The 13,449-nt window shown below is 64.8% G+C and carries 13 protein-coding genes; 1 reads left to right on the forward strand and 12 read right to left on the reverse strand.

What is annotated here, in order from left to right; genetic code table 11:
- Positions 1-24: 24 nt before the first annotated feature.
- From AC07R1_RS23735 to AC07R1_RS23760, 6 genes are read right to left on the reverse strand one after another with little or no spacing between them, the layout of a single operon-like run.
- On the reverse strand, positions 25-1,698 hold the full coding sequence (locus tag AC07R1_RS23735) for an ApeI family dehydratase (protein WP_065364854.1): 1,674 nt from the start codon (positions 1,696-1,698) through the stop codon (positions 25-27).
- Positions 1,695-2,240, reverse strand: a complete 546-nt coding sequence (locus tag AC07R1_RS23740; protein ID WP_011058849.1) for a COG4648 family protein — start codon at positions 2,238-2,240, stop codon at positions 1,695-1,697. The genes AC07R1_RS23735 and AC07R1_RS23740 overlap by 4 nt, the downstream gene beginning before the upstream one ends.
- Positions 2,237-2,491, reverse strand: coding sequence for an acyl carrier protein (locus AC07R1_RS23745; protein WP_011058850.1), 255 nt, complete (start codon positions 2,489-2,491; stop codon positions 2,237-2,239). The genes AC07R1_RS23740 and AC07R1_RS23745 overlap by 4 nt, the downstream gene beginning before the upstream one ends.
- Positions 2,492-2,500: 9 nt before the next feature.
- Entirely contained in the window at positions 2,501-2,773 is a 273-nt protein-coding gene (locus tag AC07R1_RS23750; RefSeq protein ID WP_011058851.1) for a phosphopantetheine-binding protein, read from the reverse strand.
- Positions 2,742-3,563 (reverse strand): lysophospholipid acyltransferase family protein, encoded by an 822-nt coding sequence (locus tag AC07R1_RS23755; protein WP_011058852.1) that lies wholly within the window; start codon positions 3,561-3,563, stop codon positions 2,742-2,744. Before AC07R1_RS23755 ends, AC07R1_RS23750 begins: the two co-directional genes overlap by 32 nt.
- Positions 3,539-4,258 (reverse strand): beta-ketoacyl synthase chain length factor, encoded by a 720-nt coding sequence (locus AC07R1_RS23760; RefSeq protein WP_011058853.1) that lies wholly within the window; start codon positions 4,256-4,258, stop codon positions 3,539-3,541. The genes AC07R1_RS23755 and AC07R1_RS23760 overlap by 25 nt, the downstream gene beginning before the upstream one ends.
- A gap of 345 nt (positions 4,259-4,603) precedes the next feature.
- Here AC07R1_RS23760 and AC07R1_RS23765 point away from each other — a divergent pair, with 345 nt between their 5' ends.
- Positions 4,604-5,374, forward strand: coding sequence for a ParA family protein (locus AC07R1_RS23765; protein ID WP_495110987.1), 771 nt, complete (start codon positions 4,604-4,606; stop codon positions 5,372-5,374).
- 51 nt (positions 5,375-5,425) lie between these two features.
- Here AC07R1_RS23765 and trxC read toward each other — a convergent pair whose 3' ends face one another.
- From trxC to mscK, 6 genes are all read right to left on the reverse strand, one after another.
- The gene (trxC, locus tag AC07R1_RS23770; protein WP_015633888.1) at positions 5,426-5,860 is read right to left on the reverse strand and encodes a thioredoxin TrxC; all 435 of its coding nucleotides are present in this window, start codon (positions 5,858-5,860) and stop codon (positions 5,426-5,428) included.
- Between the two features lie 99 nt (positions 5,861-5,959).
- Positions 5,960-6,910, reverse strand: a complete 951-nt coding sequence (locus AC07R1_RS23775; protein ID WP_495110988.1) for a hypothetical protein — start codon at positions 6,908-6,910, stop codon at positions 5,960-5,962.
- Between the two features lie 26 nt (positions 6,911-6,936).
- Positions 6,937-7,881 (reverse strand): hypothetical protein, encoded by a 945-nt coding sequence (locus tag AC07R1_RS23780; protein ID WP_495110989.1) that lies wholly within the window; start codon positions 7,879-7,881, stop codon positions 6,937-6,939.
- A gap of 82 nt (positions 7,882-7,963) precedes the next feature.
- A complete protein-coding gene (locus AC07R1_RS23785) occupies positions 7,964-8,404 on the reverse strand; it encodes an IgaA/UmoB family intracellular growth attenuator (RefSeq protein WP_015633891.1) in 441 nt (146 codons plus the stop codon).
- A gap of 174 nt (positions 8,405-8,578) precedes the next feature.
- The gene (gene selO / locus AC07R1_RS23790; RefSeq protein WP_492618032.1) at positions 8,579-10,042 is read right to left on the reverse strand and encodes a protein adenylyltransferase SelO; all 1,464 of its coding nucleotides are present in this window, start codon (positions 10,040-10,042) and stop codon (positions 8,579-8,581) included.
- Positions 10,043-10,091: 49 nt separating this feature from the next.
- On the reverse strand, positions 10,092-13,445 hold the full coding sequence (gene mscK / locus AC07R1_RS23795) for a mechanosensitive channel MscK (protein WP_011058860.1): 3,354 nt from the start codon (positions 13,443-13,445) through the stop codon (positions 10,092-10,094).
- Positions 13,446-13,449: the final 4 nt, after the last annotated feature.

The following is a 13,449-nucleotide window of genomic DNA, read 5'->3' on the forward strand; positions in this document are numbered from 1 at the left end:
ATCCCGGGCGCGACGCCGTACAACTTATCCACAGCTGGCCTCCAGGACGATCCGCCCGCTGGAGCAGGGAGCCCCGTCATTGAGGTAGGCGAAATACAGTTTCTGGCGCTGGGCATCGAAACGCAGGTTCAGCTGGATGCGGTCGCCGGGGCGTACCAGTTGCTGGAACTTCAGCACTTCCATGCCGGCGAAGCGGCCCGGCAGCTCCAGCAGTTGCTGGCCCAGGGCCAGGGCCCAGTCCACCTGCACCACCCCCGGCAGCACCGGGGTCTGGGGGAAGTGCCCGCTGAAGTACGCCAGGTCCGGCGGAATGGCCAGTTGCAGCTGCCACTCCTCCTCGTGCTGCCGTTGCTCCAGCACTTCCGGGGCTTGCGGGCGTGGAGCCAGCAGCAGGGCCTGGACTTGCGCCTGGGGCAGCTTGCCCTGGCTGTTCAGCGGCAGTTGCCGCACCAGGCGCCAGCGCCGGGGCAGGGCCAGGGCTTCGCAATGCCCGGCCAGATGCTGGCGCAAGGCCTGGGTCAGGTGGCGCCGGCCCTGGTTGCGCAGGGCATGCAGGCCGGGCTCGCTGAGCACCAGCAGGGCGCCGAGGTAGGCGCGGTTGTCTTCGATCACCCCGAGCCGCGCTTCCGCCACCCATTCGTGGCTGGCCAGGGCCTGCTCAAGCATGGGCAGGGAAATGCGTTTTTCTTCCAGCTTGACGATGCGATCCAGGCGCCCCAGCAGTTCGAAGCGCCCGTCGGCGGCGATCCGCGCGGCGTCGGCCGTGTGTTCCACATGCCCGGCCGGCAGGTAGGGCGAGGCGATCAACAGCGCGCCGTCGGCATCCTGGCTCAGCCGTACATCGGCGAAGGGCTGCCACAGGCCTGGCCCCTGGCGCCAGGCGATGCCGCCGGTTTCCGAGCTGCCGAGGATTTCCGTCGGCCATTGCTGCAGGCGCTGGTGCAGGCCGCTGGCCGCTTCGGCGGGCAAGGCTCCGCCGGAGGAAAATACCCGCCGTACCTGGCTCAGGGCCGGCCAGTCGAGGTTGTCGCCCATGCGCTTGAGCAGGGCCGGGCTCGCCACCCAGGCAAACGCCGGGCACTCGCGGCTGGCCCGTTGCAGGTCTTCGGGAAATGGCAGCTGGCGGCGTACAAAAGGCCGCCCGGCGCACAGTGGCCAGAGCACGCGGAACAGCAGGCCGTAGATGTGCTGGGTGGCGACGCTGCCGATGATCCAGGCCTGGCCCAGGTCGGCGCCCCACAGGTGTTCCAGGGCGACGACCTCGTTGGCCAGTTGCCGCAGGTTCTTCTCGATGCGCTTGGGTTCGCCGCTGGAGCCGGAGGTGCACAGGCTCAACTGGCAGGTGTCCAGGTCCAGCTCGGCCGGGGCCAGGGGGCTGGCCTGCAACTGGTGCAGGGGCGTGTCCTGGTCGGTCAGCCACAGGTCGACTTCGCTCGACCAGCGCTGGCGGGTCTGGGCTTGCAGGTCAGCGGGCAACAGCACGCTGGCCCCGGCACGCCAGGCGCCGAGCAGGGCCACCGCCAGTTCCACGGCGTCTTCCAGGTGCACCGCCAGGCGCCGTACGCCACGGGCTTGCAGGGCAGCGGCCAGGCTCAGGGCCTGTTCCTGCACGGCCCCCAGGTCGATGGCCGGCGCGGCGCTGACCGCTCGCGGCGTATGTAGCTTGAGCAACAGCTGCTCAAGGGGAATCCAGTTCATCTACGGCCTCTTACCCGTTGTCGTAACAGCCATTCAATGGCAAACAGCAGGCCCATCAGCCCATAGGCGATCAGGCCGTTGTACAACGTCCACCAGCTCAGCGGCGCCCACAGGGTCAGGGCCGCGGCGAGCATTCCGTTACAGAGGAAAAACACGCTCCAGGCGACGGTCACCTGGCGCGTATAACGTATGGCCTTTTCCGGCAATTGCGGCTCGCTGATGCGGGCCAGGCGCTCTGCCACCGGGGGGCCGTATTTCAGGCTCAGGCCGAACAGGCCGAGCATGAAGGCGCTGATCAGCACCGGGTACCAGCGCAGCAGCGCCGGGTTGTCGAACCAGGCCAGCAGCAGGCAGAACGCGATCGCCGCAATGGCCATCCACAGGCTGCCGGGGCGGCGTTCGCCGGTCAGCGCCCGGGCCAGCCACAGGCCGCCCAGCAGCAGGCCGAACTGCCACGGAGCGAAATGCTCCATGCCGAAGTACACCGCGAAGGGGTAGAGCAGGCCGGCCAGCAACAAGCCCAGGCCGATCAGCCGGCTCATGCGGCCGGCTGGACCAGACGGTAGACCGCCTCGACCACGTCGTTGACGGTGCGCACCGACTTGAATTCCTCGGCGGCGATTTTCTTGCCGGTCTGGCGCTTGATGTGGTCGATCAGGTCGACCGCATCGATGCTGTCGATTTCCAGGTCTTCGTACAGGTTGGACTCGAGGCTGACGCGCTCGGGCTCCAGTTCGAAGAGCTCGACCAGGGCATCGCGCAGGGTGTTGAAGATATCGTCACGGGTTTGCATGGTCGGTTCTCAAGCTGCCTGTTTTGCAGTGACGAACGCCGCAAGGCTCGCCACGTTGCTGAAGTGGTTGCGGGTGTCCTTGGCGTCGGCGTCGATCTTGATGCCGTACTTCTTTTGGATCGCCAGGCCCAGCTCCAGGGCATCCACCGAGTCCAGGCCGAGGCCTTCGCCGAACAGCGTCTGGTCGTTGCCGATGTCCTGGGCACTGATGTCTTCGAGGCCCAGGGCGTCGATGATCAGCAGTTTGATTTCAAGCATCAGGTCCGGGTGTGTATCGCTCATCTCTGGCGAGCTCCTTAATGAAAAAATGGTGCAAGTGCTCATTGAGCTTGCGCGAAGCCTGGGGCGCCGGGCCCTGGGCTGCAAAGGTCTGTGGGTCTATATCGGCACCGACGTGAAAACTGAAGTGCACACGGCGTTGCGGGATGCGGTACCAGGGTTCGGCCTTGGTCAGGGTGCTGGGGCTGACCCGGATCACCACCGGGGTGATGATCTTCGCACCGCGCAGGGCAATGGCCGCCGCTCCCCGATGAAAGGCCGGAGCGGCCCCCGGCTGGGTGCGGGTGCCCTCGGGGAAGACGATCAGGGTCTGGCCTGCTTGCAGCGCCCCGCAGGCACTGTCGAGCATGTCCATGCTGCCGTCGTTGCTGATGTACTGGGTGGCGCGCACCGGGCCGCGGGTGAAGGGGTTGTTCCACAGGCTCTGCTTCACCACGCAGTTGGCGTCGCGGACCAGGCCGATGAGGAACACCACGTCGATCAGCGAGGGGTGGTTGGCGATGATCATCTGCCCCGGTCGCCCGAGCCGCTCGGCGCCCTGGACCTCATAGGTGAGCACGCCGCTCCTGGCCATGAAGCGGATAAACAGCCAGAACAGCCGGCTGACGGTCTTGCGCGCCCGCTGGCGCTGGCGCTGGGCGTCGCCGGGCAGGCAGGCGAGCAGGGGGAAAATCACCAGGCGCAGGCACAAACCACCTATTCCGAACAGTGCAAAGCTCAGCGCCGTGGCCGTCAGGCGCCAGTAGTAGGCATTGCGGCCCTTGGCGCTCAGTGGTTGCGTTGCCAGGTCCATACACGATTCATCCAGGCATGTTGGCAAAAGGTCTGCGCGCCCAGCAGGGTACGCAGCAGATTCAGGGCGTGGGGCCATTGGGCCCTGGGCGTTTGACCGTCATGGCTGCCCAGGGACAACTGCCAGTCGTCGCCGGGGGTCAGCAGCAGGCCCAGGGCATAGGGGAACGGCACGTCGTCGATCCAGCTGGCATAGGCCTCGGGCGGTTGTTCCTCGGTGATCACCAGCAGTACATGGGGGGCGCCGTCGGCCAGCAGCGTGGCCGCCTCCAGCAGGCCATGCTCAAGGCCATCGCCGGCAGCGGCCAGGGCCGTCATTTCGCTGGTTTCGCCGCGCATGATCGACCACAGGCCGATCACTGCGTTGTGTACCGAGAGGCTGAACTGGGTGGGCGACAACGGTTGCTCGGCGGCCAGGTCGCTGAGAATCTCGAAGGTGCGCGGGGTTTCGCCATGCCGGGAGATGAACACCAGCGGCAGTTGTTCCAGGCCCTCGGCCAGGGGCCAGCCGACGCTGAACGCCATGCGCGCCAGGCGGCTGAGACGGCGTCGCTGCATGGCGGGGAGAAAGGACACATCGGGGGCGGCATCGCTGTTTTCAGGCAGGGCCGGTTGACGGCTCCAGGCCTGCCAGGCGTCCACGCTTTCGAGCCCAGGGGCCCACGCACGCCATTGAGCGATGTTGAACTTGATCACTTGATTTCATCCCGCCCCTGCGGGCTTCCTTGACGCGGCATATCGCTTCGATCGGCGATTGGCCTGAGTGACGCGAAGGCGTCAGTGGCGCGCATTATCCCGGTGCGACTGGCTTGTAGCAAATGCTCCTTGGCCTGTTGGTCGCAAAAGCGAAAAATCCGACGCGATGCGAGGTGTCTTTTTGCCACTATCTGAAGTCTTTCAGTCCCAGGTCGGCCTCGGGGCCGACATTGCCCGGTGTTTGTGCCAGGGCTGCGGGTAAGGAAAATCTGTGTGACAGCAAGGTAGCTAAGGGGCCGCGTGGCCTACTACACTCGGTGATCTTTGATACAGGGAGGTCTAGACATGCGGCGTGTGGTGTTCAATCAGAAAGGTGGCGTGGGCAAATCCAGTATTGCCTGCAATCTGGCGGCGGTCAGCGCCAGCGAGGGCTATCGCACCTTGCTGGTGGACCTGGATGCCCAGGCCAACTCGACCCAGTACCTCACCGGCCTGACCGGCGAGGACATTCCCATGGGCATTGCCGATTTTTTCAAGCAAACCCTGTCGTCCGGACCATTCGCCAAGAAAAACCAGGTGGATATCTACGAGACCCCCTTCGACAACCTGCACGTGATCACGGCCACCGCCGAGCTGGCGGACCTGCAGCCCAAGCTTGAGGCCAAGCACAAGATCAACAAGCTGCGCAAATTGCTGGACGAACTGGCCGAGGATTACGACCGGATCTACCTCGATACCCCGCCGGCCCTGAATTTCTACGCGGTATCGGCGCTGATCGCCGCTGATCGTGTGCTGATCCCCTTCGACTGCGACAGTTTTTCCCGTCAGGCCCTGTACGGCCTGCTGGCGGAGATCGAAGAGCTGAAGGAAGACCACAACGAGGGGCTGGAGGTCGAGGGCATCGTGGTCAATCAGTTCCAGGCCCGGGCCAGCCTGCCGCAGCAGATGCTCGACGAACTGATCAGCGAGGGCCTGCCAGTGCTGCCGGTGTACCTGGGCAGCTCGGTGCGCATGCGTGAATCCCACCAGGCCAGCATGCCGCTGATCCACCTGGACCCACGACACAAGCTGACCCAGCAATTCGTCGACCTGCACAACCTGCTGGAAAACACCTGACCCTCAAGAGGCCATGAGCGCAGGGTTTGGCCTGCGGCTCTTGGCGCTGCGTCAAATCCCCTGGCTGCGCAGCCAGCTCAACAATTGCGGCAGTGGCAAGGCGCCGCTTTGCCGGGCTACTTCCCGACCGTTCTTGAACAGAATCAGGCTGGGGATCGAGCGAATCCCCAATTGCCCCGCCAGCTGCGGGTTGGCTTCACTGTCCAGCTTGGCCAGGCGGCACTTGCCGCTGAGCTGCGCGGCGGCTTGCTGGAAGACCGGCGCAAAGGATTTGCACGGCCCGCACCAGTCTGCCCATACATCCACCAGCAACGGCAGGTCGCCCTTGATCTGGCTGGCGTAGTCGCCCTGTTTCAAGTCAAAGGGTTTGCTCAGCAAGACCTCGGCCTTGCAGCGCCCGCACTTGGGGTGGTCCCCCAGGCGCTCGGCGGGAATGCGGTTGAGGCCGTTGCAGTGCGGGCAGGGGATCAGCAGTGGGTCGGACATGGTCGGGCTCCGCAAACAGGGTAGAGCGCCTTAGATGGCGGCGCCCGGGGGCAATATCAAGTCGCAGCGGTCGGCCTGGAGCCGTTGCGGCTCCAGGGCTCATGCGCTGGGCGGGGCCAGTTCGACGCTGATCAGGCGGTCCATGGAGCGGCCGATGTAGAAGGTAAAGGGCCGCCCCAGCGCCATGGCCATGCCCTCGCACCTGCCCATGAAGCCGATGTGTTGCAACGGGGAAATCTCCCCGTCCTCGTGGTACTGCAGGCCCAGGGAGCCGACGCTGAAACCGACGCGGTCGGCCCGGCGGTCCGCTCGCGTGTCCCAGGAGGTCTTGATCGCGGACAGCTGGATGCGGTTGTCGAACAGCATCTGGTTGAGCGTGGGGTTGGCGAAAGTGATGTTGCCGAACAAGTATTGCGCCGGTTCGCGCTTGCCGTCTTTCCACTCCAGATACACGTTGTAATCCCCTGTGCCGCTACCGGCCTTGCTGCCCATCTGGCTGAACGGCATGCCCGGCGCCTGGAGGGTGGCCTGGTATTGGCAGAACGCCTCGTTGGGCGTGCCGGTGGCCGCGAGCTTGCCGCTGATCAACTCCTCCATCGAGTAATGAAACAGCACGTCGGCGTATTTCACCGGCTCCAGCGCCAGGGAGAAGCGTCGCGGCAAGGCCATGGCCCTTTTGCGGTACTCGGGGGTGGTGTATCTCCCGGTTTGCGGGGCGATCTCCAGAACGGCTTCGAAGGTGGCGGCTGCGCGTGCCTCGACAATTTCGCTGAACAGCGCTTGCAGGCGCAGGCGCTGGGGTTCGGGCACGCTGCTGTCCAGGCTGATATGCAGGGTCTTGTCGTCCTTGCGGTCCATTTCCAGGCCGATGGCGTCGGGTTCGATGCCGATCCCGGCGGCCATCTGAGTGATGGCCTCTGCGAAGTACGGCACTATCCGGGCCTGCTGGGGGTTACCCACTTCTTCCTGGAAATGCAGGGTGAGGTAGGTCTGCTTGCAGCCGGTCAGCAGCATCAGCAACAGGGCGGCAGTGGAGAGGCGTCGGTTCAATGGAAATCCTCGTCGCATAGTGGCTGTTAGCGGTAGTCGACGCTGCTCAGGCGATCCAGGGTCCGGCCCATGTGAAAGGTGAACGGCCGGCCCAGGGTCTGCATCTTCTGGTCGCACAGTGCTTGCAGCTCGTCCTTGCGGGTGTCGAAGGCCAGGGCCGAGGTCAGGGTCTGGACGCCGATGGAGCCGATGACGATGGCGAATTCGTCAAGGGGCACCGGGGCGGGCCGGGTGATCTTCGAGCTGGATGGCCAGGCCTGGACGGTTTTGTGCTGCAGGAGCCGGTTCAGGTCCGGGTCATCGAAATGCACCTTGAGTGGCACCTTGGCAATGCTGCCGCCGCGGGTCAGCAAGGAGATCAGGCCGCGCTCGCTGTTGTCCTGTTCAAGGGCTTCGTAGGCGATCAGTTTCAAGGGCCTGGGCATGGCCAGGCGCGCGGTGATCTTGCAACTGACCGGGCCTTCGATTTCGCTCGCGTTGACGATGGCCTGCATGCTGTCTTCGTAGCTGCGGTCCAGCAGCATGCCGAACTCCGGCTCGAACGCCAGGGTGGCGTCGATGTTGTCCGGCAGGTCACTGGTGCCGGAAGGGGTGACCTTGGCATGGGCGTTGTCCAGCTCCAGGCGCAGGTTCATCGAGCTGGCATTTCGCGCGCTGACGACCTGTTCGAGGATGGCCTTGAGGCTGCCCCGTTGTTCCGGGCTCAGGGAGTAGTCCACCAGGCGCAGGTGAATGACCTTGTCGTCCTCCTGGTCCCGCTCCAGGGCGATGGCGTCCGGGTCCAGGCCCTGGGCGCCGAGCGCGGTGTAAATGCTGTGTTTGTACGCCTCGTGCACCAACTGGTCGGAGTATTGCGGGCCGGCCTTGGGGTCGGAGCGCACCGACTCCTGGAAGTGCAGGGTGGCGAAGTCTTCCTTGCACCCGGCCAGCGACAGCAGCAGGGGCAACAGCAGCAGGTAGCGAGGTTTCATGGCGGACTCTTGCAGGGCAGCGATGGTGGCAGGGCTCGGGGCATGGGCGAGCGGTGAAGGTGGCAGCCAGGCCGCCAGTGCGTCATTGGGCCAGGCGATGCCCGTTGAGGCCGATGACCACGGCGAACTTCTTGGCGATCACCACTTCGGCCTGGTTGTTGTCGGCCAGGAAGCTTTCCATCGGGAAGGGAAATTCCACGGGAATACCGGCGATCGACATGTGTTTCACCGACTGGACCTGCAGTTCCAGACCGTCGCTCGCGGTGCCGCCGCTAATCAGATAGACGCTGTCGCTGATCGGCTTGTAGGACATGCCGCCGCTGCCCTGGATGCGTTGCAGGCTGGCGGTCTGTTTGGCCAGCTCGTCCAGTTCGGCCTGGGTAATGCTGCGGTGCGCCTTACCGTGCAGGTGCAGGTCCTGCAGGTTCATGCGGTACTTGGCGCGGCGGCTCAGGTAGATGACGACCGACACCAGGCTGAAGACGGCCAGGGCGAGGGTGGCCAGGGTGAAGAACAGGTTCATGTGCATCCTTGCAGGTACTGGAAATCAGGGCGCGCATTATCCCTGCCCGTCAGTGGCGGGTCCATGCGCAATCCCAGGTTGAGCCAGTGCTGGACGGCAAGCGCCTGCTCAACCTGCGGCAGGTCCGCAGGTTGGCCTAGGGCTTGAAGGTATCGATGGACAGCTTCGCCCGACTCAGGACGAACAGCTGATTTCCAGGTGCTTGCCCCACTCCGGCGGGCGTTCGGCGTAGCTGTCCATGCCGGCCTGTTCCTCGAAAGGCCGGCTCAGCACCTGATGCAGGCGGCGCACTTCGCTGTAGTCCCCGGCTTCTGCGGCGTCGATGGCTTTCTGCGCTAAATAGTTGCGCAGGATGTACAGCGGGTTGACCGCGTGCATGCGCGCGCGGCGCAGGTCCTGGCCCTGGATCGGATCGCGGGCGACCCGTTCCCGGTACAGCCCGGCCCAGGCGTCGAAGCCGTTGCGGTCGACGAAGTCGTCCCGCAGCCGTGCCAGCGCCTGCTCCGGGGCGTGCTCCCCCAGCCGGCGGAAGAACAGGCTGTAGTCGACGCCGCTGTTCTGCATCAGTTGCAGCAGGCGTTCCACGAGCTTCTGGTCGTCGTCCTCGGCCTGGGTGAAGCCCAGGCGCCGGCGCATCAGGTCCAGGTAGTGGGCCTGGTACAGCGGCAGGAACAGGCCCAGGCTTTCGCGCAGCGCCTCGACACTGATGAACGGGGTCAGGGCCTGGGCCAGGGCGCTGAGGTTCCACTGGCCGATGGGTACCTGGTTGCTGAAGGAGTAGCGCCCCTGATCGTCCGAGTGGTTGCAGATGAAGTGGGCGTCGAAATCGTCGAGGAAGGCGAAGGGGCCGAAGTCGAAGGTGATGCCCAGGATCGACATGTTGTCGGTGTTCATCACCCCGTGGCAGAAACCATAGGCCTGCCATTTGGCAATCAGCTCGGCATTGCGCTCGACGATCTCGCGGAACATCGCCAGGTAGGGTTCAGGCAGCTCTTGGCACTCGGGGAAATGCAGGGCCAGCACATGCTCCCCCAACTGCTTCTGCTGCTCGGGTTTCTTGGTGTAGTAGAAATACTCGAAATGGCCGAAGCGGATATGGCTCGGTGCCAGGCGCAGGACCATGGCCCCGCGCTCCTGCTTCTCGCGCCATACCGGAGTGTCCGAGCCGATCACGCACAGTGCGCGGCTGCTGGGAATGCCCAGGGCATGCAGGGCCTCGGAGGCAAGGAATTCGCGGATCGACGAGCGCAGCACCGCGCGGCCATCGCCCATGCGCGAATAGGGCGTCTGGCCGGCGCCCTTCAGGTGCAGGTCCCAGTGTTCTCCCGCCTGGTTGTAGACCTCGCCCAGCAGCAGCCCGCGGCCGTCCCCCAATTGCGGGTTGTAGGAGCCGAACTGATGCCCGGAATAGACCATCGCCCGGGGCTCGGCCTCGGCCCACAGCTTGTGCCCGCCGAACAGTTCGGCGAACACCGGGGTTTCGGCCACGGCCGGGTCCAGGTCCAGCAGCGCCATGGCGCCAGGGCTGGCGGCCACCAGCCGCGGGTTGTCGAGGGGTTCGGGCAGTACGTGGGTCGAGAAGGCGTCGCCCAGGCGGGCGAAGCGGTTGTCGAAGGTCAGTTCGTCGAGGGCTTTCAACGGCCATCTCCCAGCAGAATGTCCGAGTATTCTGCTGGGGAAAGAGGCCTTAGTCGAGTTTGCTGGCCGGCGGTTCCTGCAGCGGCTTGCCCTCGGCCACCGGGACTATGGTCTTGGCCTCGGGTTCGATGGGCACCATCTTGTATTCCTGGCCGTGGAGGTTCTTCAGGTAGACCTCCATCTGCCGGAACGAGATGTTGATGTGCTGTTTCTTGAACTCGCGGTTGATGAAGCGGTTGACCTCGTCGACCACCGGGTTGCGGTCCCCCAGCTCGCGCACGTGCATGCGCAGCTCATGGTCCAGGGTGCTTTCACCGAAGTTCAGGAAGTATACATGGGGTTCCGGTTCCTTGAGTACCCGCGGGTTCTCCCGGGCAGCCTTGAGCAGCAGTTCCTTGACCAGGTCCAGGTCCGAACCGTAGTCGACACCGAGCTTGAGGGTCACCCGGGTGATGGTGTCGGTCAGCGACCAGTTGATCAACTGCCCGGTGATGAAGGTCTGGTTGGGGACGATGATGTCCTTGCGGTCGAAGTCGGTGATGGTGGTGGCGCGGATGCGGATCTTGCTCACGGTGCCCGACAGGTTGCCGATGGTGATGGTGTCGCCGATCCGTACCGGGCGCTCGAACAGGATGATGATGCCGGAGATGAAGTTGGCGAAGATCGCCTGCATGCCGAAGCCCAGGCCCACGGACAAGGCGGCCACCAGCCATTGCAGCTTGTCCCAGCTGACCCCCAGGGTCGACAGGGTGGCGACGAAACCTATCCCGGCGATGGCGTAGGACAGCAGGGTGGTGGTGGCATAGGCGCTGCCCTGGGCCAGGTCCAGCTTGGACAGCACCAGTACCTCCAGCAGGCCAGGCAGGTTGCGCGCCAGGGCGAAGGTGATGCCGACGATGATCAGCGCGCCGATGACGTCGCCGATGCTGATGGGCACCATGCTCATGTTGGCGCCGGTGCCGCTGGTGTATTCGTAGAGGGTGACGTTGTCCAGGTAGGAGAACACCGTGATCAGGTCTGCCCATACCCAGTACAGCGCCGCCATGAAGCCGCCCAGCAGGGCCAGGCGGATCAGGCGCAGGGATTGCTCGTTGACCTTCTCGATATCCAGGGTCGGCTCTTCCACCACCGCCTCGCCGCTTTCCCCGGCTTCCTTGGCGGCCTGGCGCTTGCTCAGCGCGCGCTGGTAGGCCAGGCGCCGGGCCGCCACGCTCAGGCCGCGGACGAAGGTGGCCTCGATCACCAGCCAGAACATCAGCAGGTACAGGGTATTGATCAGCCGGTCGCTGAGTTTCAGGGCGGTGTAGTAGTAGCCGAAGCACACGGCGATGAACAGGGCGATCGGCAGCAGGGTGAAAAGCACGCCCACGGCCTTGCGGAACAGCGAGGTGTTCTGGTGGGTCGGGCTGCTCAGCAGCAGGCGGCTCAGCAGCCAGGCCATCAGTGCATAGCAGGTCAGCACCACGGCGATGCCCAGCACGTCCTCGGCCAGGGCCGCGGGTTGGTGCTCGGCCACCGCCACCACGGCCACCAGTGCCAGGACCACCAGCCCCAGGCGGCGGACCCAGCCCTGGAGGAATTCCACCTGGGGTTTTTCCCAGCGGAAATGCAGTTCCGCCACGCCGCCGGGGGCGAGGATCCGATAGGCGGTATAGAACACCAGCCAGGCCTGGGCGATCTGCAGCAGCGCGGCGCCGAGGTTGGCGTTCTGCCCACGGGCGTCGATCTGCAGGGCGTAGCCGCACAGGGCCAGGACCAGGGTCACCGGCATCGCCAGGAGGATGTTCACCAGGATCGCCAGCGGTGTGTGCCACTGGCTGTCGCGTTTGAAATGGCCGATGTCCTTGTGCACCTTGTTCAGGCGCGCATACAGGGCCTTGCGCCGCCACAGCAGGGCGCCGAACAGCAGCGCCAGGGGCAGGAACAGCAGTGGCCGCTGGGCCAGGCCGTCAGTCAGTTCGCTGAGGCTGGAGGCCCAGGGCAGGGTAGTGACCTGGCGCTCCAGGCGCACGGGGACGCTTTGCAGCCACTCGGCGTCCAGCGGCTTGTTGCTGGGGATCCAGAACATCTGCTCGTCGAGGGTCGCTCGCAGGCTCTGGGAAGTGCTGAGCAGTTGCTTCTGGTTCAACTGCAGGGTGATGGATTCATTGAGCAGCGCGCTCAGCTCGCGGTTCAGGCGCTCCAGCAGGTCGGCGCGGGTGATGGCGAGATCGATCAGGGTCCGGCGCAGTTGTGGCGTGACCTGTTCCGGGGGTTGATTCTTGAGCAGGTTGTCGACGTAGGTGCTGGGGCTGCCCAGCAGCTCGCGCTGTTGATTGACTTCGAACTGATAGAGGCGGATGTCGGCGATTTCGTCCGCCAGGTCGCGGTCCAGTTTCAGGCGCGGCAGGGCCTGCTTCTGTTTATAGAGGATCTTCGACAGCAGCAGGCTGCCCTTGAGCACGTTGATCTGCTCGTCCAGGGCCGCATCGCTCTGGGTCACGCTGTCCAGCTGCTGCTTGGTCAGCAGGTTCTGCTGGGTCAGTTCGTTGAGGCGGTCGGTGCTTTTGAGCAGGTAGTCGGAGAGCCTGAGGTTGCTGGCGCTCTCGGTGGCCAGCAGGCTGCTGCTCCCGGCCTTCTGCGCCTCGATGGACTGCTGGGTCACGGTTTCCTGGGACTGGGCCAGGCGCTTCTGGTTGATCAGGGTCTGCAGGTCCTGGATTTCCTGCTCCAGGCGCGCGGTCTTTTCCATCAGCAGGTCATGCTGGCTACTGCCCAGATCCTGCAATTGGCTGTTGCCGGCCAGCTCCTGGCGGCGCAGGGGGATCAGCGCGTTGATCGCTGCCAGTTCGGCGTTGAGCAGGTTGCGCTGGTCGGCGCTGAGCAGCTTGCCGCCGTCCTTGCCGGATTTGAGTGCGGCGTTGATCTGCAGGATGCGCGTCTGGCTGCTGCTGATCTCCGCCTGGGCGCGTTCGGGGCGGGTCTGGGCGGTGATGTCCAGGGTATTGGCGTCGGCCAGGGCCTTTTGCAGGTCGCCCTGCAGGCTGGTGCGCTCGGTCAGCAGCTGTTCGAGCTGCGATACCGGCAATGAGCCGTAGCGCTGGATCACCGGGACCACTTTGCTGGCTTTCAGGCGGGCCAGTTCGCGCTGGTTTTCCGATGTCTGGCGCGGGGCATTGCTCAATTGCTGCTTGAGATCGCTCAGGCGCTGCTCATAGTTCTGCTTGTTGGCCAGCTGGTTCAGGGTGTTCTGCAGCAGGGTCTGCAGGGCCTTCTGGTCGGCCTCCGGCAGTTTGCGCTCGGCGATCTTGTCCAGGCTCTGCTGGACCGCCTCGGCGCTGGGCGGGTCACCGCCCTGTACCGCGCCGACAGAGAGGCTCAGGCCCAGCAGGGCAACAGCGAAAAATTTACGCAGGATAGGCATAGAG

It is taken from the genome of Pseudomonas sp. GW821-FHT07F01, from assembly GCF_059418825.1.

What these genes read in the sequence shown, in the direction of transcription:
- AC07R1_RS23735 (WP_065364854.1), bottom strand. Translation starts at nt 1,698, where the DNA reads ATGAACTGGATTCCCCTTGAGCAGCTGTTGCTCAAGCTACATACGCCG.
- AC07R1_RS23740 (WP_011058849.1), bottom strand. Translation starts at nt 2,240, where the DNA reads ATGAGCCGGCTGATCGGCCTGGGCTTGTTGCTGGCCGGCCTGCTCTAC.
- AC07R1_RS23745 (WP_011058850.1), bottom strand. Translation starts at nt 2,491, where the DNA reads ATGCAAACCCGTGACGATATCTTCAACACCCTGCGCGATGCCCTGGTC.
- AC07R1_RS23750 (WP_011058851.1), bottom strand. Translation starts at nt 2,773, where the DNA reads ATGAGCGATACACACCCGGACCTGATGCTTGAAATCAAACTGCTGATC.
- AC07R1_RS23755 (WP_011058852.1), bottom strand. Translation starts at nt 3,563, where the DNA reads ATGGACCTGGCAACGCAACCACTGAGCGCCAAGGGCCGCAATGCCTAC.
- AC07R1_RS23765 (WP_495110987.1), top strand. Translation starts at nt 4,604, where the DNA reads ATGCGGCGTGTGGTGTTCAATCAGAAAGGTGGCGTGGGCAAATCCAGT.
- trxC (WP_015633888.1), bottom strand. Translation starts at nt 5,860, where the DNA reads ATGTCCGACCCACTGCTGATCCCCTGCCCGCACTGCAACGGCCTCAAC.
- AC07R1_RS23780 (WP_495110989.1), bottom strand. Translation starts at nt 7,881, where the DNA reads ATGAAACCTCGCTACCTGCTGCTGTTGCCCCTGCTGCTGTCGCTGGCC.
- AC07R1_RS23785 (WP_015633891.1), bottom strand. Translation starts at nt 8,404, where the DNA reads ATGAACCTGTTCTTCACCCTGGCCACCCTCGCCCTGGCCGTCTTCAGC.
- mscK (WP_011058860.1), bottom strand. Translation starts at nt 13,445, where the DNA reads ATGCCTATCCTGCGTAAATTTTTCGCTGTTGCCCTGCTGGGCCTGAGC.